The organism is Streptomyces akebiae (assembly GCF_019599145.1).
Taxonomy (GTDB): domain Bacteria; phylum Actinomycetota; class Actinomycetes; order Streptomycetales; family Streptomycetaceae; genus Streptomyces; species Streptomyces akebiae.
The window spans coordinates 8,904,748-8,924,237 of sequence record NZ_CP080647.1; the positions used below are offsets into that span (position 1 = coordinate 8,904,748).

The following is a 19,490-nucleotide window of genomic DNA, read 5'->3' on the forward strand; positions in this document are numbered from 1 at the left end:
CCTGGGCGTTGTCCAAGGCGCCAGCGATGGTCCGGCAGGCGGCGCGGACGACGTCGATGAGGTGACGCGCGCGGTGCTCACCGCGTCGCGGCTGTCGGTCGCGATCTCCGCACGGTCACTCGCCGCCGTCGAGGAGCGGGTGACGCTGCCGCGGTTCCGGATGCCGGTGGTGCTGTCCGTACGAGGCGCCACGAAGCTCGTCGTCCTCGCCGATCAGCTCGCAGGTCGCCCCGTCCACCGCGATGCGCATGGTCGACCGGCTGATCGCCGCCGGGCTCGCCGACCGGCAGACCACCCCCGACAACGGTCGCGAGACCCTGCTCCGGCTCACCGACGAGGGCCGACGTGCCGTCGAGGAGGTCACGGCCCGGCGACGCGCCGAACTCGCCGCGGTCGTCGAGCGTCTCGCCCCGAGGCGACGGGCGGCGCTCGTCGCCGCGCCCGCCGCTTTCAACGCGGCGGGCGGGGAACCCGTGGCCCCGGCGACGGACGACGCGGAGCCGTACCCGCTCGGCTGGGCCGGCACCGGCGCGGGCGGAGGGATCCGAGACACCCGGCGCCGCCCCGGCAACCCCCGAGCGACGACGGGGCGCCCGGTAGGCCGTGGTGGCGCGGCCCCGCTCCTCCGTCGTGGCGCTGCCCGCCCTTCTGTCCCTGCGCCACCCGAGCGAGTTCTCCTCGCACAGCCCGATCGCTCCGGCGCGTGATACGGCCATAAGGTGCTTACGGGGCGCCGTCCCGCGCCCTCCCCGCCTGGTGTCGACCCGAGCAGCGAGGACGTATGAGCGCGCGGCCCACCGTCTCCCGTGAGGAGTTCGACGCACTCTTCGAAGCGGTCCGCACCTGGGGGCGCTGGGACCGGGCCGATCGTGGCGCGTGGAACCGGGTGACCGGGGACCACGTGCGGCGTGCCGTGGGAGTGGTGCGGTCCGGCGTGGTCGTCCCGATGGCCCTGCCCTGGAACACCCGCTCGGGCCCCGACAACCGGAAGCCCGCCCTGCACCACATGACCGACCTCGGGGACGTGGAGGGCCCCGAGCCCACGACCCACAAGGACTTCATCGCCGCCGACTACCACGGCAAGGGCGTCACCCACCTCGACGCCCTGAGCCACATCGCCTACGCGGGACTGCTCTACGACGGCAGGCCGGCCCGCGAGAACGTCGATGCCGCGGGTGCCCGGTTCGGGGCGGTGGCGGCGCTCGGGCCCCTCGTCACCAGAGGGGTCCTCCTGGACCTCCCCGCCGTGCTCGGCGTCCCCTGGCTGGAGCCGGGTCATCCCGTGCGCGCCGGGGACGTCCGCGCCGCGGAGGAGGCGCTCGGCGTGACGATCGGCGAGGGCGACGCGGTGCTGCTGCGCTCCGGACACGTCCGCCGGCGCGCGGAACTCGGCGCCTGGGACCCCGCTACGGCGAGCGCGGGGTTCCATGTGGACGCCGTACCCCTGCTGGCCGAGCGGGGCGTCGCGCTGCTCGGCGGAGACGGGGACAGCGATGTGCGGCCGTCGCCCGTGGAGGGCGTGCACTCGCCGGTGCACGCCCTGGCGGTGGCCGCGATGGGGGTGCCGCTGCTGGACAACCTGGACCTGGAGGCGCTCGCCGGCGCGACCGCCGAGGCGGGGCGGTATGAGTTCCTGCTCGTCGTGGCCCCGCTGAACGTCCCGGGCGGCACCGGTTCGCCCGTCAACCCGGTCGCCGTCCTGTGAGGCCGACCCCGACGCTCGTCCACCGGACCGACACGACACCGCCCCGCCCGGTCACCGCGGGTGAGGAGACCGTGAACCGTGACTCGTGTTGCTGATGCCCGTATCCTCGTCAATGCCAGATATTTCCGATAAGCGGATTGTCCAGGGCGCGAGTGAGGCCAGCGTGGTGCGGTCCGACGGCGAGCCGATACCCACGGGGCGTGCGACAGACGGCACGGGCCCCACCCTTTTCCGTGAGCGGTTCCTGCAGGGCGAGCCGCTGGAGTCGGGCGTGCGCGCCTCGATCCTCGACTCCTGGCGACGTTGCCGCTCCCTGGGGCTCTCGCCGGACCGCTCCGACCCTCCCTTCCGGGACGACTTCGACCCCGACGACCGGGTCGCCCGTGCCGCCGCGCCGGTGCTGGACCGGCTGGAGTCCAGGTTCGCCGGCAGCGCCATGAACATCTCCGTCGCCGACGCGAACGGCACGGTACTGCTGCGCCGCTTCGGCGAGGCGTCCCTGGCCAGAGCGCTCCCCGACATCCAGACCGTGCCGGGATTCGTGTTCGCCGAGCGGTTCGCCGGCACCAACGGCATCGGTCTGGCCCTGGCGGAACGGCGGCTCATCCGGGTCTACGGTGCCGAGCACTTCGCCGAGCGCTCCCAGGGCAGCGCCTGCCGCGCGCTCCCCGTCCGCGACCCGCTCAGCGGCCGGATCGAGGGCGTCCTGTGCTTCGGATATCCGCGCGGCTTCGAGAACCCGGCACTCTCCACCGTGATCCGCAAGGCCGCCGCGGCCATCGAGCGGCGGCTCCTCGGGCAGAGCTCCGCACGCGAGCGCTCCCTGCTGCGGGCGTATCTGGACGCGGGGGACGAGGCCGGCGCGGGCCCGCTCCGCACCATCGGCGTCGACGAACTGGCCCTCGGGCTGCGCCCCGTCGACCGGGCGACCCTCCTGGAGAAGGCCGCCGAGCTGATCTCGCGCGCGCAGCGGGCAGCTGTCGAGGTGTACCTCACGGACGGCCGCCACGTCACGCTCGTGAGCCGCCCGATGACCAGTGCCTCCGGGGTGGAGGGCGTCGCCGTCGAGGCCGTCCTGCACGACTCCTCCCGGCCCGAGGCCTTGACCGTCCCGCGCCGGGGCGAGCCGGTGCTGAGCCTCACCGCCGGGTCCGCGAGCCCCGTCGCTCCCTTCGCGCCCCTCGACCCCTCGACGATCCACCGCGTCCGGAACGCCCCCCTCGCCGAGGCCTCCGGCCCGCTCTCCGCCGTGCCGGCCCCCGGCCACCCGCGCGAAGCCACACCCCCCGGCAGGACCGGGACGGGCGTCGACGGCGTCACCGCCGGGAGCCGCGCCACCGCCGCCCCGGCGGAAACCGCCGGCGCCGACGGCTCGCCCAGCGCCGACAGTCCTTCGCCCGCCCCCGTCGTTCCGCCTGCGGCCGACGGCCTCCCGGGCGGCCGTTCCGGCTCCCCGGCGCCGGAGAGGGGTCTTCTGATGGTGGGGGAGCCCCACGTCGGCGGTTACGCCCTGGCCGCGCGCCGCCGGCTGGAGCTGCTGTCCGAGGCCAGCGCCCGGATCGGCACCACCCTGGACGTGCGCCGCACCGCCCAGGAGCTCGCCGAGACGGCGGTCCCGCGCCTCGCCGACTTCGTCACCATCGATCTGGCCGAGCCCGTGCTGCGGGGCGAGGAGGCCACGGACCCCCGGAGCGACCTGCGGCGCACGGTGGTCCACGGCATCCGCGACGACCTCCCCTTCAGCCCGGTCGGCAAGCAGGTCGACTACGGCCCGACCGTCCCGCAGCTGCGCTGTCTGACCAGCCGCGAGGCCGTGCTGGAACCGGACCTGAAGACGGCCGCGGGCTGGCTCGCGCAGGACCCCGAGCACACCGAGCGGCTGCTGGGCCACGTCCACTCCCTCATCGCGGTGCCCCTGGTCGCCCGAGGGGTCGTCCTGGGCGTCGCCGCCTTCTACCGTGCCCAGGACCCCACCCCCTTCGGGGACGACGACCGCTCACTGGCGCAGGAACTCGCCACCCGCGCCGCCCTGTCCATCGACAACGCCCGGCGCTACACCCGCGAACGCACCATGGTCCTCGCCCTGCAGCGCAGCCTGCTCCCGCAAGGACTCCCCGACCGGGACTCCGTGGAGGTCGCCCACCGGTATCTGCCCGCCGAATCCGACGTCGGCGGCGACTGGTACGACGTCATCCCGCTCTCCGGGACCAGGATCGGCCTCTTCGTCGGCGACGTCGTCGGCCACGGCCTGCTGTCCGCCGCCACCATGGGCCGCGTCCGTACGGCCGCCCGCAGCTTCGCCGAACTCGACTTCCCGCCCGACGAAGTCCTCACCCACCTCGACAACCTCGTGGGACGGCTGGATCGCGAGGACCCCGTCTCCGGCGGCGGTGGCATCATCGGCGCGACCTGTCTGTACGCCGTCTACGACCCGACCTCGCAGCAGTGCACCCTGGCCCGCGCCGGCCACCCGCCGCCCGCTCTGGTCCAGCCCGACGGCACCGTGTCCTTCCCCGAACTGCCCGCGGGGCCCCCGCTCGGCCTCGGCGGCCTGCCCTTCGAAGCAGTCGACGTCCATCTGCCCGAGGGCAGCACCCTGGTCCTCTACACCGACGGCCTCATCGAGGACCGCGAACGCGACGTCGACGTGGTGCTCGACCAGTTGCGCGCGGCCCTGGCCCACCCCGAGCACACCCCGGAGGAGACCTGCCGGCTGGTCCTGGAGAGCGTCGCGTCCCCCCACCCCGGTGACGACATCGCCCTGCTCGTCGCCCGCACCCACGCCTTCGACCCGCGCAGCGTCGCCACCTGGGAGCTGCCCGCCGACCCGGCCCGCGTCAGCGAGGTCCGCGCCGGAGCCCTCCGGCAACTGGCCGACTGGGGGCTCGACGAGGCCGCGTTCGCCGCCGAACTGGTGCTCAGCGAGCTGATCACCAACGCGATCCGCCACGGCGCCGGGCCCATCCGGGTACGGCTGCTCCGTGACCGCTCCCTGATCTGCGAGGTCGCCGACACCAGCAGCACCGCACCGCACCTGCGCCGGGCGGCCACCACCGACGAGGGCGGGCGCGGCCTGTTCCTCGTCGCCCAGCTCTCGCAGAGCTGGGGCACGCGCTACACCGCAGAGGGCAAGGTCATCTGGGCCGAGTGCGGGCTCGACGAGGGCTGAGGCGAGCACGGCGGCCCACCCTCTGACCCGTTGGGGTCGGCGACCGTGACCACATGTCGCCAATGAGGCGAAAGGCGCGAATAAAGCGAAATGGGCGGTTAGCATCGCTGGCGCAAGCCGAAGTCGGGAAGAATCGCCAGGCCGACCCCCGGAGCTGTCCGTGCACGACGCTCACGACACCTCTGCGCAGCCGGCCCCGCCCAGCGGGGCGGAGCCGCTGGTGCGTGTCCGCGGCCTCACGAAACGTTTCGGCGGAACCCTCGCACTCGCCGGGGTCGACCTCGACGTCCACGCGGGCGGCGTGCTCGCGCTCCTCGGTCCCAACGGAGCCGGAAAGTCGACACTCATCAAGATCCTCGCCGGTGTCCACCACGCCGACTCGGGCCGGATCACCGTGGACGGGCACCCGCTGGGCAGCCACGCCGCCTCCCACCGCATGTCCTTCATCCACCAGGACCTCGGACTCGTGGAGTGGATGACGGTCGCGGAGAACATCGCCCTGAGCACCGGGTACGCGCGCCGTGCCGGACTGATCTCCTGGCGGCGGACCCGGGACCGCTGCACCGAGGCCCTGGCGCTCGTCGGCGGCCACCTGGATCCCGACGCTCCGGTCGCCCGCCTCGCCCCCGCCGAACGGTCGCTGGTCGCCATCGCCCGAGCACTGGCCACCCGAGCGGGGCTCATCGTGCTCGACGAGCCGACCGCCCGCCTCCCCGCCGCGGACTGCGCCCGCCTCTTCCACGTCCTGCGCACCCTGCGCGACCGGGGCCACGGCATCCTCTACGTCAGCCACCGCCTCGACGAGGTGTACGAGGTCGCCGACACCTTCGCCGTCCTGCGCGACGGCCGTCTCGTCAGCCAGGGCTCGACAGCGGGCCACAGCCCCCTGCGCCTGGTGCGCGACATCACCGGTGAAGAACCGGCGGGCCCGCGGCCCGCCCCCGCACCCCCCACCGCCCCCGCACCGCCCGTGGCTTCCGCACCGCCCGCCGCCCCGGCACCCGGTCCCGCCCCGGCACCGTTCGCCGCCCCGGCGGTGCTCGCCCTCGACGGCGTACGGACATCCGGTACCGGACCGGTCGACCTGGAGCTGCGTGCCGGCGAGGCCCTCGGTCTGGTCGGGCTCTCGGGCGCCGGACACATGGACCTCGGCCGCGCCCTCGCGGGGGCCCGCCCCCTCCTCGGCGGACGGGTCCTGCTCGACGGACGCCCCTACCGACCCCGCAGCGTCACCGACGCCGTCGCCCGCCGTGTCGCCCTCGTCCCCGGCGACCGGCAGCGGGAAGGCTGCCTCCCCGAACTGACCGTACGGGAGAACCTCCTGGCCAACCCCCGTGCGGGCGACGGGCCCCCACCACGCTGGATCGCCCCCCGCCGGGAACGTGCCGTGGCCGCCGCCCTGACCGAACGGTTCTCGGTGCGGCCCCGTGACGGCGAGGCGACCATCGCCACCCTGTCCGGCGGAAACCAGCAGAAGGTCCTGATCGGCCGCTGGCTCCGGACCGGACTGCGTCTGCTGATCCTGGAGGAACCGACGGCGAGCGTCGACGTCGGTGCCAAGGCCGCGATCCACCGCCTCCTGGACGAGGCACGGTCCGCGGGCCTCGCGGTCCTCCTCATCTCCACCGACTTCGAGGAGGTGGCGGGCGTGTGCGGGCGCGCCCTGGTCTTCGTCCGGGGAGCGGTGACGGCCGAGCTGAGCGGCCCGGCGCTCACGGTCGCGGGCCTGACCCGGGCGGCCTCGGCCATGCCCCCCTCCGGCACCGCGACGCACCCGTGACGGCCCGGCCCCCGCGTCCGCGCCGCGCCCGCGTCGCCCGCGCCCGCCGCACCGGCGCGGCGCCCGAGGCGGTCCCGGCGGCTCCGGCGGGCACCTCGTCGGCGCCTACGGCCTCCTCGGCCTCACCGTCCTGCTCGTCCTGGTCTTCTCCCTGACCCTGCCGCGCACCTTCCCCACCCTGGACACCCTCGACGCGATCCTCTCCACCCAGTCGATCCCCGCCGTCCTCGCGCTCGCCGCCATGGTCCCGATCGTGACCGGCGCGTTCGACCTCTCCATCGGCTACGGCCTCGGACTGGCGCACGTGTTGGTGCTGCACCTCATCGTCGAGGCCGGCTGGCCGTGGCCGCTCGCCTGCCTCGCCGTGATCGTCGGAGGGGCGGTCGTGGGCGTCGCCAACGGCGTCATCGTGGAGTTCGGCCGGATCGACTCCTTCATCGCCACCCTCGGCACCGGCAGCATGATGTACGCCGTCACCGGCTGGATCACCGACGGCGGCCGGATCGTCCCGGGCCCCCAGGGCCTGCCGCCCGCCTTCACCGACCTCTACACCTCCACCTTCCTCGGTCTTCCGGTCCCCGCCTTCTACGTGCTGGCCCTCACGGTCGCCCTCTGGCTGGTGCTGGAGCGGCTGCCCATCGGGCGGTACCTGTACGTCGTCGGGTCGAACCCCCGCGCCGCCGACCTCGTCGGCATCCCCGTGCGTACCTACACCGTCTGTGCCTTCGCCACGTCCGGCCTGATCGTCGGCTTCGCGGGGGTACTGCTCGCGGCCCAGCAGCAGATCGGCAATCCGAGCGTCGGCCTCGACTACCTGTTGCCCGCCTTCGTCGGAGCCCTCCTCGGCTCCACCGCCATCCGACCGGGCCGCCCCAACGCCCTGGGCACCCTCGTCGCCGTCGCCGTCCTCGCCGTCGGCCTCACCGGCATCGGCCAGATGGGGGCCGACTTCTGGACGGTGCCCCTGTTCCACGGCGGCACCCTCCTCCTCGCCGTCGGCCTGGCCGGGTACGCCGCCCGCCGCCGGATGCGCACCGGCGTCTTCGCGAGCCGCGCCGCGCCCGCCGCGACACCGGACGCGCCGCCCGCACCGCCTCCGGACGGCGATCCGAAGGACCGAGGACCGTGAGCGGGACGCCCCACCCGGCCGCCCGCCCCGGCCGCCGGCCTCCTGTCGCCCGCGCGGCCGCCGCTCTCGGCGGCGCCTCCGCGTCCGCTCCTCTCCGACCGTGGACCCTCGGGCCGCAGCCACCGGTCACGACCACCTCGGCCGCGGCTTCCGTCCGGCAGCCTTCCCCGCTCGTCCCTCCGCAAGGAGTCCTCGTGCACCACCACCGCAAGGCCCGCTCCGGCGGGGTACGGGTCCGCTACGCGGCGACCGCCCTGCTGACCGCGGCGGCCACCGTCGTACTCGCCGGCTGCGAACGCGGATCGTCCAGTGACCCGGAGTCCTCGGCCACGGGCACGAGCGGCTGCCCCGCGGCGCAGGCCAGGGCCGAGGCCGCCGTCAGCAGGGCGGAGCGCGACGACGTCGCCTGGAACGGCCCGACCACCGGGCCCAGAGCCGTGACCGGCAGATCCCTCGTCTACGTCGCCCAGACCATGACCAACCCCGGAGTGGCGGGCGCCGCCGAGGGAGTACGGGAAGCCGCGCGGGTCATCGGCTGGAACCTGCGGGTGATCGACGGCGGGGGCACGCCCGCCGGCATCCAGGCCGCGATGAGCGAGGCCGTGACGCTCCGCCCCTCGGGCATCGTCATCGGCGGCTTCGACCCCAACTCGACCGCGCAGCAGATCGCACAGGCCGAGCAGGCCGGCATCCCGCTCATCGGTTGGCACGCGGTCGCCGCTCCCGGCCCCAGTCGGCGCCCCGCTCTCTTCACCAACATCACCACCCAGGTCGAGGACGTGGCGAGGATCAGCGCCCGATGGGTCATCTCCACCTCGAACGGCGACGCCGGGGCCGTGATCCTCACCGACGCCTCGATCCCCTTCGCCAAGAACAAGTCCGAGCTGATCAGGGACGAACTCGCCACCTGCGCGGGCGTGGATCTCCTGGCGTACGTGAACATCCCGATCTCCGACGCGAGCAGCCGTACGCCCCGCGAGGTCTCCTCGCTGCTCTCCCGCTTCCAGGACCGGTGGACCCACTCGATCGCCATCAACGACCTGTACTTCGCCGACGCCGCCCCCGCCTTCCGCGCCGCCGGCAAGGACGGCTCGGGCCCGCCGTTCAACATCGGGGCCGGGGACGGCGACCCCTCCGCCTTCCAGCGCGTCGACAGCGACCAGTACCAGGCGGCCACCGTGCCCGAGCCGCTCACCCTCCAGGGCTGGCAGATCGTCGACGAGTTCAACCGCGCCTTCTCCGGCAGCCCCGCCAGCGGCTATGTGGCGCCCGTCCACATCGCCACGGCCGACAACAGTGACGGCGCCACGAGCTGGAACCCGTCGGGCTACCGGGAGGGGTACCGGAAGATCTGGGGCAGGTGACGCCGCCGAGATCCATCAGGCCGCCCCGGGCGGGCCGGGGCGTCCCGCCGGTCACAGCCGCAGGACGATCAGCGCGGTGTCGTCGGTGTTGCCGGCGGGCGGCAGCAGATCGGCCAGCAGGGCGTCGGCCAGGGTCTCGGGGTCGAGGTCGCGGTGATGGGCCAGGGACTCGGCGAGGCGTTCCAGGCCGGTGTCGATGCTCTCGGTACGGCGCTCGATCAACCCGTCCGTGTACAGGACCAGGAGGGAGCCCTCGACGAAGGGCGTGCGGGCCTGCGGCCGCGGGACCTGGACGGGTCGGGCGGCGAGCGGCGGGTCGGTGGCGCCGTCGAGGAAGGTGACGGTGCCGTCGGGGTGCGCCAGCGCGGGCGGCGGGTGGCCCGCGCTGCTGTAGGTGATGGTGCGGGCGTCCCAGTCGATGAAGGTCGTGACGACGGTGGTCGACTCGGCGCCGTCGACGGAGCGGGCGTAGCGGTCGAGGGCCTCCAGGGCCTCGGCCGGACCGTCGGCGACGCGCGTGGCCCCGCTCAGGGCGCTGCGCAACTGCCCCATGGCACAGGCGGCCGCCAGACCGTGGCCGACGACGTCGCCGACGGCCACCGCGAGGCCCTCGCCGTCCAGCCCGACCAGGTCGTACCAGTCGCCGCACACGTTCAGCGCGCCGATGGCCGGCCGGTAGCGCACGGCCGCGTCGTGCGACCCGGTGGGGCCGGGGGAGGGCAGCATCGCCGCCTGCAGCGCCAGGGCCACCTCGCGCTCATGGGCGTGCGCCGTGCGCAGGCGTTCGTTGACCTCCTGCAGTTCCCGGGCGCGGGTGTACAGCTCGGCCTCCAGCACCCGGGCCCGGCTGTCCTCGCCCGCACCGCCCCGAGCCTCCCCGTCGGCATCTCCCCGGGCGCGGATGAGTTCGGTGACCTCTTCCACCCGGTGCACGATCAGGTCGACCTTGCCGTCGGGGCCCAGGACGGGGGCGTTGACCGGGCTCCAGTAGTGCTCCTGCCAGAGGCCGGGCCGCTGCGGGTCCTCGATGTCGTAGCGGAGCAGCGCCATCGTGTCGCGCTCCCCGGTGGCCACCGTGCGCAGCATCGACGCCTCCGTCTCCCGCATACCGGCCGCGGCCGGTTCGTTCGGGTTCTCGGGGAAGACGTCGAAGATGTAGCGCCCGAGCAACTGTTCGCGGCTGCGTCCGGCCAGCCGCAGGAAGTCGTCGTTGGCGTCGGCGTACACGAGATCGGGCGTGAGCAGCGCCACCATGCCGGGCAGGGCCCGGAAGACCTCCGCATAGTCGATATGCGGTTCCCTCATGTCCAGCCTGCCTTGGCGCCGAGCGTCGGTGTGTCTATCCACGATAGGCGCGAACCGACCGCGGGACCCGACAGTCCGCGGCACAGGTGCCGGAACCTTCCCGATCCGCCAGGCGGGTGTCCCACGAAAGAGTGGTGCCGTCCTGCGAACGGGCCTGGTCCGTCCTCCCCCGAGGGCTGCGGACCAGGCCGGATCCGACCGGTCAGAAGATGCCCGGGCCGGGAGTCAGGACGCCGGACGGGTCGTAGCGGCTCTTCCATGCCGTGAACTTCTGCCACATCGAGCCGTAGTGCGCCCGCCAGTCGGCCTCCGTGAACCGGCACGCGCCGTGGGGGTAGCGCACCCCGCCGACGGCCGCCGCCTCCTGGTAGAAGCGGTAGTTGCGGTCCGTCATCCGTGACGCGAACTCGGGGTCGGGGCCGGACCGGGCCGCGTCGGTGAGCACGCTGACCAGCCAGACCCAGGGGCCGCTCGTCTCGTCGGGCAGCCGCAGCAGTGGTCGGCCGTAGCTCGCGCGCAGCATCGGGAAGACGAGGCCGAACCCGGTCGGGCCCAGGTCCTCGGAGGTCAGCGACGGGAACACCGACTCGACGTACTGCTCGACGGCGCCGTCCGGCAGGAACAGATCCGACCAGGGCTTGACCTTCCCGTCCCAGTCCAGGTTCGCCGCGAACGCGTCGTACATGTCGGTGACCAGGGACATGTAGTCGAGGTAGGTGTAGTCCTCGAAGGCGGCGGAGGCCGCGGCGGGGCTGAGCCCGCGCAGCAGACGGGACCCGTCGGGGGTGTCGCCGGGGTTGTGGAAGACGGTGGCCCACAGGACCAGGGGCTGTGCCGTGCCGGGCTGCGGAATGCTGCCGAGCGAGTCGAACTCGCCCCGGTTCGCCAGGACGCGGATGTCCTGGAAGAACGTCGGGATGTCCGGGTAGCCGATCCGGTAGGTGCGGGCCAGCTGCTTGGCCGGCACCAGATCGACGGTGGCCCGGGTGATGACGCCGCACTGCCCGAGTCCGGCGAGTGCCGCCTCGAACAGGTCGCTGTTCTGCGAGCCGGAGCACCACCTCGCCCGGCCCTCGCCGGTGACGACTTGGAGCCGCCGGGCGTGGTCGACCTGGGCGCCGACCCGGTAGGACGACATCATCCCGATCCCGCCCATGGAGAGGGTCCCGCCGACCGTCGTCCTGGTGTAGCTGGTGATCGACGCCGGAGTGAGGCCCTCCTCGTACGCCGCCTCGATCAGGTCCTTCCACAGCACACCGGCGTCGACATCGGCGCCGGCCGTGCCGATCGAGTGGATCGTGTCCAGTGACCGCATCTCGACGACCAGGCCACCGCTCACGAGCGGTTGGCCGAACATCGCGTGGTGGGCACCGGCCGGGGCGACCTCGATGCCGTGTTCGGCGCAGAAGCCGACCATCTTGCCGATGTCCTGCACCGACCCCGGACGCAGCACCGCGCAGGGTGTCCGGAACACGATGTTGCCCTGGTCGTGCGCGTTCGCCGCGAGCGACTCCGCGTCGAACACGAGCGTCCCGTCGAGGGACGGGGCCGTGGCGAAGGACGTGCTGTCCGCTGCCGCGGCCTCGGTCACCCACTGCCGGGTGAGCAGATCGAAACCGGCCACGAGCGCCAGGGTCCCGGCTCCGAACCGGGCCAGGAACTGCCGTCTGCCGACGGGACCGCTCTGTCTTTCTGTCATGACAGCCTCCGTGGTGTCGACGCGGCGGATCGTCGGCACGCCGCGTCGGGTCTGTCGTCCTGTCGTGGGTGGGAGTCGGTGCTCGACCGGTACTCGACCGAACCGGACCGATGACTCTGCGTGGTCATCACCAAGCGCGCTCTCCCCCTGACAGTCCGCTTGCGGCACATCATGACTTCCCGCGGGCCCGTCGCGCGACGGGATCGGCGAGCCGGAGATGCCCGGCGAGGCGGTGGGAGCGCTCCGCCGAAGTGGATTTACCTCACGGTGCGACCAAAGCCCCTATTCGGCCTTGCTCGTATGCGCGTCGCACGGCTCAACCTGCGCAAGAAGCGCGCAGGTTGACGATCCGTCATCAGGTCGAGTGATGATACGATCACCGCACTTACCGAACGGACGGATAGGTGCAAAAGGAGCACCTCTCGCCATTCGTGGAGGCCTGGGTGGCAACCCCGGAGTGGCTGGCCTTCGGTCTGTGTGAATTGACGGAAATTCAGTAGCTGGCCATCGGCCGCCTGAAGAGGGTCTCATGACGCAATACATACAAAATCCGGCGCTCTGGGCACTCATTGTCGTAACCCTTGCCGCCGTCGCCCTGGTCATTCGTCAGCGACGGGCGGCGCGAGCATTACGACAGGAGATCGCAGGGCTCAGAAATCACTACGGTGAATTGGAGAGCCAATACTCGGATTCCGTCCGCGCGGCCCAGCAGGAAGCCGAAGGTGAGACCAGGACGGCTCTGAAGGCCGCCATGCGGACACTCCAGGGTCTCGCCGCGGAGCAGCAGCGCATCATCTCCGGGCTGCAGCGCAAGTACGGCGACTCCGTCATGCTCCAGGACCTCCTGGAGATCGACCACATGAACGCGCAGTTCGGCCGGCGTGCCCAGTCCATCGCCGTGCTGTGCGAGGGCTGGCTCGGCCGCCACCGCGACGTGGCCTCGGTCTACGACGTGGTCCGCAGTGCCCAGGGCCGGATCCGCCACTTCCAGCGGGCGCACATCCTGTCCAAGGTCGACTTCGGCGTCACCAGCCGGGCCGTCGAACCGGTGGCGCTGGCGCTCGCGGAGCTGCTCGACAACGCGACCAGCTACTCCAGCCCGGACACCGTCGTCGAGATCAACGTCCGCTCCGTGCCCAAGGGCGTCTGCATCATCGTCGACGACGCCGGTGTCGGGATGAACGAGGAGGAGAAGGCGAGGGCCGAGAAGCTCCTGACGAGCGAGCGCGTCACGGGTGTCTCGGGACTCGGCAACCCTCCGCAGTTCGGCTTCGCGGTGATCGGTGTGCTCTGCGAGCGGTTCGGCTTCACCGTGTCGGTGGACTCCACCTCCCCCTACGGAGGTGTGCGGGCGGTCGTGCTGCTGCCCGACGAGCTGCTCACCACGATGCCGGAGCCGAAGCAGCCGACGGTGTCGGTGGAATCGGTCGCGCCGCGGGACGTCCCGACTCCTGTGGAGGCGGCGAGGCCGTCCGCGTACGACAGTGCCCCCGAGTCCTCGCTGCCCGTGGGCACGACCGAGGACGGTCTGCCCAAGCGGCGTCGCAAGCGTCCGATGGCCCTGGTCTCCAACGGTCCGTCCGCCGCCCCGGCGCCGCGCCGCCGCAGCGAGGACACGGCAGCGATCATGGCCGCCTTCAAGCAGGGCACGGACGCGGGTCGCGCCACACACCCGGAGGCGGGAGAACGGCAGAGCGGCTCCCATGACGCAAGCAGCGAAGGGCACGAGGTCCAATGAACAACGATCTTTCATGGATGCTTGACAGCGCCCTGGAGATCCCCGGAGCTCTCCACGCGGTTCTGGTCTCCTCCGACGGGTTGCTGAGGGCCCGTTCGAAGGGAGTGGACAAGGACGACGCGGACAAGGCCGCCGCCGCGATGAGCGGTATGCAGTCGCTGAGCCGGTCACTGGCGTTCTTCTGCTCCCGCTCGGATCTGCGGTGGCAGCAGACGCTGGTCGAGTTCGACGGCGGCTGGATCTTCCTGATCTCGGCCGGCGACGGCGCCTACCTCGCGGTGTCGGCCTCCTCCGACGTCGACATGGCGGACATCACCTTCCGCATGCAGCAGCTCGTCGGCCAGCTGGGCAAGGTCATGACCGCTCCGCCCAGGGAGAGCAGCGTGGTAGGGCCATGACCGATTCCGACAGGCATGAGCACGAGGCCGCCGAGTTAGTGCGGCCGTATGTCATCACCGGCGGGCGCAGCCTCCCCGGCGAGAGCCAGTTCTCCCTGATCACACTGGTCACGGCGGTCGCCGACCAGCAGCAGCGGCCCGCGCGCCTCTCGCCCGAGGAGCAGGACCTGCTGCGCATGTGTGTCGGCGGATACCTCTCCGTCGCCGAGATCGCGGGACACATCCAGCTGCCGGTGGGCGTGGTGAAGATCCTGCTGGCCGCGCTCTCCGAGGCCGGCTATCTCGTCACCCGCCCGCCGGAGACCCGTGCTCCCGTCGCCAACCTGCAGATTCTCGAGGAGGTGCTCAATGGTCTCCAGTCCAAGTTTGGATGAACGGGCGTACGTCCCGGGCGGAGAGACGCAGACCGCCGTGAAGATCCTGGTCGTCGGGCACTTCGCGGTGGGCAAGACCACGTTCATCGGGTCGATCTCCGAGATCTCGCCGCTCTCCACCGAGGAGACGATGACCCAGGCGGGCGAGGCGATCGACGACCTCAAGGGCGTCCAGGGCAAGACCACCACCACGGTCGCCATGGACTTCGGCCGGCTCACCGTCAGCGACCGTGTCGTGCTGTACCTCTTCGGCACACCCGGCCAGCAGCGCTTCGTGCAGATGTGGGAGGACATGGCACGCGGCGCCCTCGGGGCGCTGGTGCTGGTCGACCCCGAGCGGCTGGCCGACTCCTTCGCCGTGATCGACCTGATCGAGCAGTACGGACTCGACTACGCGATCGCGGTCAACCATTTCGACGGTACGTCGATACGTGATGCGAGGGCGCTGCGCGAAGCGCTGGATCTCCTCGACGACACCCCCATCGTCACCTGCGACGCGCGGGACGAACGGTCGTCGGCCGAGGCTCTGATCACGCTCGTCCGCTATTTGATGGACCGCGCCCGTTAGGAGCAGAGCAGACATGACCACCGACTCCACTTTTCCCTCACCCCCGCCCGGCTGCCCGGCCCACGGCAGCGGACTGCGGGTTCCGCTGTACGGGTCGGAGTTCGCGGCCGACCCGCAGGCGTACTACGCGTACATGCGGCACTACGGGCCGAGCGCGCCGGTCGAGATCGCGCCCGGCGTCGACGCGACCCTCGTCACCGACCACGCGACCGCGCTGAAACTGCTGCAGGACTCCGGCAACTTCCGCAAGGACGCCCGCCGTTGGCGGGACGTCGCCGAGGGCAAGGTCGGCCCGGACAGCCCGGTCGTCCCGATGCTCGGCTACCGTCCCAACGCCATGTTCACCGACGGGGCCGAGCATGCGCGGCTCCGGCAGGCGATCACCGACAGCCTGGCCAAGGTGGACTCCCGCCGGATCAGCGACATGACCAAGCGGGCCTCCGACTACCTCCTCGCCCAGGTCTCCGGCCGCGGTTCCATCGACCTGATGAACGAGTACGTCAAGCAGCTGCCGCTGCTCGTGTTCAACGAGCTCTTCGGCTGCCCGGCGGACATCGGCGACCGGGTCGTCTTCGGCATCTCCGGAGTCTTCGAGGGCGTCAACGCCGAGAAGGCGAACCAGGTGCTCGGTCAGGCCGTGTTCGAACTGGTGGCCCTGAAGCGGGCCAGGCCGGCCGAAGACGTCACCTCGTACCTGATGCGGCACGAGGCGCGCCTGACCGACGAGGAGTTGGTCCACCAGCTGATCCTGCTCCTCGGCGCGGGCGCCGAGCCGCTGCGCAACCTCATCGGCAACACCCTGCACCGGCTGCTCCTGCACGACCGGTACGCCGACGGCGGTCTGATCGAGGAGGCCATCGACGACACGCTGTGGGAGAACCCGCCCATGGCGAACTACGCGCCGCACTACCCCGCGGCCGACATGGAGTTCGGCGGGACCAAGCTGCGGGCGGGCGATCTGGTCCTGGTCAGCATGACGGCCGCCAACACCGACCCGGCGCTCGTGGCGGCCGGTCAGACGGGCGGCAGGCGGGCCCACCTGTCGTGGAGCGCCGGCCCGCACGCCTGCCCCTCCAAGGAACTCGCCCGGCTCGTCACCATGGTGGCCATCGAGAACCTGCTCAACCGGCTGCACGACATCGAACTCGCGGTCCCCGAGGACAGCCTGACCTGGCGTCCGGGACCCTTCCACCGCGCGCTGGCCGCGCTTCCCTGCCGCTTCACCCCGCAGGTCGTCCAGCCGCCGAACCCGCCCCGCGCGACGGAGCCCTCCGCACGCGAGGAGAACGCCCCGGCGGGCCGCAAGGCGGAGCGAGGCGTGTGGGGCTCCTTCCTGCAGTGGTTGAAGGGGTGACGCAGACAACAGTCTGTGACAGCGGTTACTGCATGAGTATTCAACCAAAGGGGTAGTAACGCGGCGGCATTCGTGGTGACCAATGAACAAAGGGAGGTGTCGTGGACCACATATCCAACGGCGCCGCTTCTGCTCGACATCCGGATCTCTTCCGCCGCTCCCGACCAGACATCGACTTACATCGCGCGGAGACCAGGGGCGTGACCCGCCACCAGTCGCCGCGAGACGAGATACCCGCCCAGGCCGGCGGGTATCTTTCTGTGTCCCCGCACGCCCATGACCGGCAGGGGACCGCGGCTCCACCTCCACCTCCACCTCTACCTCCGTACTCCGAGCAGCGGCGGGAGACGTGGTGAGCCCCCTCGGGTCCGGCACCGGGGACACCCCGCACGACCGGACGCTCGGCGCTCTCGTGACCGGCCAACTGCTGCGGCTCTGCGAGGCGTCGGGGCTCGGCCCGACCGACGCGCAGAACTACGCGCGTCTACTGACCGACTCGCTGGGGGCGGTGGCCGAACGGCCCCTGAACCTGCCGCCCCCGTCCCTCAGTTTCCTGTCCGACGACTCGACCCCGGTGGAGTTCTCGCTCTCCCTCACACCGGACGCGCCCCCCGCGGTACGGGTGCTGCTGGAACCGGGATGCGGTGCCGACGGGCTGTGGGACAACGGCCGCGTCGGACTGCGCGCCGTCCGTGCCATGGCGCGGCGCTGGGGCTTCGCCACCGACCAACTGGACGTACTGGAAGACCTGTTCCTCCCCTCCGTTCCGCAGGGCCCCCTGGCGCTGTGGATCGCGCTGGAGCTGCGTCCCGGCGGGGTTCCCAAGATCAAGGTGTATCTGAACCCGTCGGCGTCCGGCGGGACACGGGCCGCCGAGACGGTACGGACGGCCCTGGACCGGCTGGGCCACCGGCACGCCTTCGACGCGCTGCCGCCGGCCGACGGCTATCCGTTCTTCGCGCTCGACCTGGGCGACTGGGCGGCGCCCCGGGTGAAGATCTACACCACCCACCGCGACCTGGCGGTGACGGACGTCGGCGGGCTGTGCCGGATGGAATCCGGCCCCGACAGCGCGACGTTGGAGGAGTTCCTCCGTACGGCGGGCGGCTTCGACGAGGCAACGGACAGCTCCCGGGCTCTGCCGGAGGCCCGGTTCGACCGGCGGCCCGTCCTGTCCTGCCATTCCTTCACCCGCACGACCGGCGGACCCACCGGCTTCACCCTGCACGTCCCGGTCAGGGACTACGCCCGCGACGACGCGGAGGCACTGCGCCGGGCCGGGGCCCTCCTCGGCCGTCACGGGCTGGACCCCGGCGCACTCGACCGGCCGCTGGCGGCCGTCACCGGACGCCGGCTGGCGGACGGGGTGGGGCTCGTCGCGTACCTGGCGCTCGCCCATGAGCAGGGCAGACCGACCCGGATGACCGCGTACATCTCGTCGGAGGCCTACGCGGTCCGGCCGCCGAACGGCGGCAGGCACATCGATCACGAACCATTCAGCAGCATGTCAGGAGCAAGAACCGCCATGGAGCCCTACCGCATCAAGGTCGTCGAGCCCATCGCGCTCACCACTCGGGAGCAGCGCGAGGCGGCGCTGGAACGGGTGCACTACAACCTCTTCGACCTGCGCGCCGAGGAGGTGACCATCGACCTGCTCAGCGACTCGGGCACCGGCGCCATCTCGGCCGCGCAGCTGGCCGCGGGTATGGAGGGCGACGAGTCGTACGCCGGCTCGCGCTCCTTCTACCGTTTCCACGAGACCGTGACGGAACTGACCGGCTACCGGCACATCCTGCCGGCCCACCAGGGACGGGCCGCGGAACGCATTCTCTTCACGAACCTTCTCGAACCCGGTGGCATCGTCCTGGCCAACACCCACTTCGACACGACCCGGGCCAACGTCGAGCTTTCCGGATGTCAGGCGCATGACATTCCGTGCGCGGAGGCCCGCGACCTGGACAGCGAAGTGCCCTTCAAGGGCAACATCGACCTGGACCGCCTCCGGCAGACGCTGGAGGGACCGGACGGCTCCCGGGTCCGGGTGGTGATCATGACGATCACCAACAACGGCGGTGGGGGCCAGCCGGTCTCCATGGAGAACCTGAAACAGACCGCCGAGATCTGCCGCCGACACGGTGTCCCGATGATCCTGGACGCCGCCAGGTTCGCCGAGAACGCCTGGCTGGTGATTCGGCACGAGGAGGCCTACCGGGACCGCACCCCGCGCCAGGTCGCCGAAGAAGCGTTCCGTCTCGCCGACGGCTGTGTGATGAGCGCCAAGAAGGACGGCATCGTCCACATCGGCGGTTTCATCGGGCTCAACGACCCCGAACTCGCCGAGAAGTGCGAACGCCTCCTCATCGCCACCGAGGGCTTCGCCACCTACGGCGGTCTGGCCGGCCGCGACCTCGACATGATGGCCACCGGACTGCTGGAGGTGACCGAGCCCGCCTACCTCGCAGAGCGCGCCGACGTGGCCTCCCACCTCGCCGACCGCGTGCGCGCGGCGGGCGTCGACCTGCTCGAACCCCCGGGCCTGCACGCCCTCTACCTCAACGCGGGCCGTCTGCTCCCGCACATACCGCCCCACCACTACCCGGGCCACGCCCTCGCCTGCCGCCTCTACCTCGAAGGCGGCATCCGCTCGGCCGAGCTCGGTTCCCTCTACCTCGGTGAGGAGGACGAGGACGGCAACCCCGTCAAGAGCGCGCCGTACGAACTGGTCCGACTCGCGCTCCCGCGCCGGGTCTACACACGCAGCCACTACGACCACGTCGGCAGGACCCTCGAACGCATCGCCAAGGAGGCGGATTCCGTCCGCGGCTACCGCATCGTGGAGCAGTCGCCGATCCTGCGGCACTTCCGCGCCAAACTGCAGCCGGTGAGCGGCTGAGCCGGCGGTGGTCG

Annotated in this window: 13 protein-coding genes and 1 pseudogene; 12 read left to right on the forward strand and 2 right to left on the reverse strand. The window is 72.0% G+C overall.

Annotated features, from left to right (window positions below; translation table 11 throughout):
- Nucleotide 1: 1 nt before the first annotated feature.
- The 6 genes and pseudogenes from K1J60_RS38710 to K1J60_RS38735 form a co-directional block, all read left to right on the forward strand.
- Nucleotides 2–521: pseudogene (locus K1J60_RS38710) on the forward strand (MarR family winged helix-turn-helix transcriptional regulator); the annotation flags it as partial.
- 260 nt (nt 522–781) lie between these two features.
- Complete coding sequence (locus K1J60_RS38715) at nt 782–1,705, forward strand: cyclase family protein (RefSeq protein WP_220650281.1); 924 nt, start codon at nt 782–784, stop codon at nt 1,703–1,705.
- 163 nt (nt 1,706–1,868) lie between these two features.
- Nucleotides 1,869–4,874, forward strand: a complete 3,006-nt coding sequence (locus K1J60_RS38720) for a SpoIIE family protein phosphatase (RefSeq protein WP_220650282.1) — start codon at nt 1,869–1,871, stop codon at nt 4,872–4,874.
- Between the two features lie 160 nt (nt 4,875–5,034).
- Nucleotides 5,035–6,654 carry a sugar ABC transporter ATP-binding protein gene (locus tag K1J60_RS38725; RefSeq protein ID WP_220650283.1) on the forward strand — a complete coding sequence of 540 codons (1,620 nt, stop codon included), beginning with the start codon at nt 5,035–5,037 and terminating at the stop codon, nt 6,652–6,654.
- Nucleotides 6,655–6,784: 130 nt separating this feature from the next.
- On the forward strand, nt 6,785–7,783 hold the full coding sequence (locus K1J60_RS38730) for an ABC transporter permease (protein ID WP_220651893.1): 999 nt from the start codon (nt 6,785–6,787) through the stop codon (nt 7,781–7,783).
- A gap of 194 nt (nt 7,784–7,977) precedes the next feature.
- Nucleotides 7,978–9,147: a substrate-binding domain-containing protein gene (locus K1J60_RS38735; protein ID WP_220651894.1), complete on the forward strand. Its 1,170-nt coding sequence runs from the start codon at nt 7,978–7,980 to the stop codon at nt 9,145–9,147.
- 51 nt (nt 9,148–9,198) lie between these two features.
- Here the strand turns inward: K1J60_RS38735 and K1J60_RS38740 are convergent, their stop codons facing one another.
- Together K1J60_RS38740 and K1J60_RS38745 are read right to left on the reverse strand one after the other, a co-directional pair.
- Complete coding sequence (locus K1J60_RS38740) at nt 9,199–10,452, reverse strand: PP2C family protein-serine/threonine phosphatase (RefSeq protein WP_220650284.1); 1,254 nt, start codon at nt 10,450–10,452, stop codon at nt 9,199–9,201.
- Between the two features lie 202 nt (nt 10,453–10,654).
- Nucleotides 10,655–12,151 carry an FAD-binding protein gene (locus tag K1J60_RS38745; RefSeq protein WP_220650285.1) on the reverse strand — a complete coding sequence of 499 codons (1,497 nt, stop codon included), beginning with the start codon at nt 12,149–12,151 and terminating at the stop codon, nt 10,655–10,657.
- 529 nt (nt 12,152–12,680) lie between these two features.
- Between K1J60_RS38745 and K1J60_RS38750 the strand changes: the two genes are divergently transcribed.
- The 6 genes from K1J60_RS38750 (at nt 12,681) to K1J60_RS38775 (ending at nt 19,476) form a co-directional block, all read left to right on the forward strand.
- The gene (locus K1J60_RS38750) at nt 12,681–13,889 is read left to right on the forward strand and encodes a sensor histidine kinase (RefSeq protein WP_220650286.1); all 1,209 of its coding nucleotides are present in this window, start codon (nt 12,681–12,683) and stop codon (nt 13,887–13,889) included.
- Nucleotides 13,886–14,287, forward strand: coding sequence for a roadblock/LC7 domain-containing protein (locus tag K1J60_RS38755; protein WP_086748649.1), 402 nt, complete (start codon nt 13,886–13,888; stop codon nt 14,285–14,287). Before K1J60_RS38750 ends, K1J60_RS38755 begins: the two co-directional genes overlap by 4 nt.
- Nucleotides 14,284–14,661, forward strand: coding sequence for a DUF742 domain-containing protein (locus K1J60_RS38760; RefSeq protein WP_033530861.1), 378 nt, complete (start codon nt 14,284–14,286; stop codon nt 14,659–14,661). The genes K1J60_RS38755 and K1J60_RS38760 overlap by 4 nt, the downstream gene beginning before the upstream one ends.
- Nucleotides 14,636–15,229 carry a GTP-binding protein gene (locus K1J60_RS38765; RefSeq protein WP_013005331.1) on the forward strand — a complete coding sequence of 198 codons (594 nt, stop codon included), beginning with the start codon at nt 14,636–14,638 and terminating at the stop codon, nt 15,227–15,229. Before K1J60_RS38760 ends, K1J60_RS38765 begins: the two co-directional genes overlap by 26 nt.
- 13 nt (nt 15,230–15,242) lie before the next feature.
- Nucleotides 15,243–16,583: a cytochrome P450 gene (locus K1J60_RS38770; protein WP_220650287.1), complete on the forward strand. Its 1,341-nt coding sequence runs from the start codon at nt 15,243–15,245 to the stop codon at nt 16,581–16,583.
- A gap of 352 nt (nt 16,584–16,935) precedes the next feature.
- The gene (locus K1J60_RS38775) at nt 16,936–19,476 is read left to right on the forward strand and encodes a tryptophanase (RefSeq protein ID WP_220650288.1); all 2,541 of its coding nucleotides are present in this window, start codon (nt 16,936–16,938) and stop codon (nt 19,474–19,476) included.
- Nucleotides 19,477–19,490: the final 14 nt, after the last annotated feature.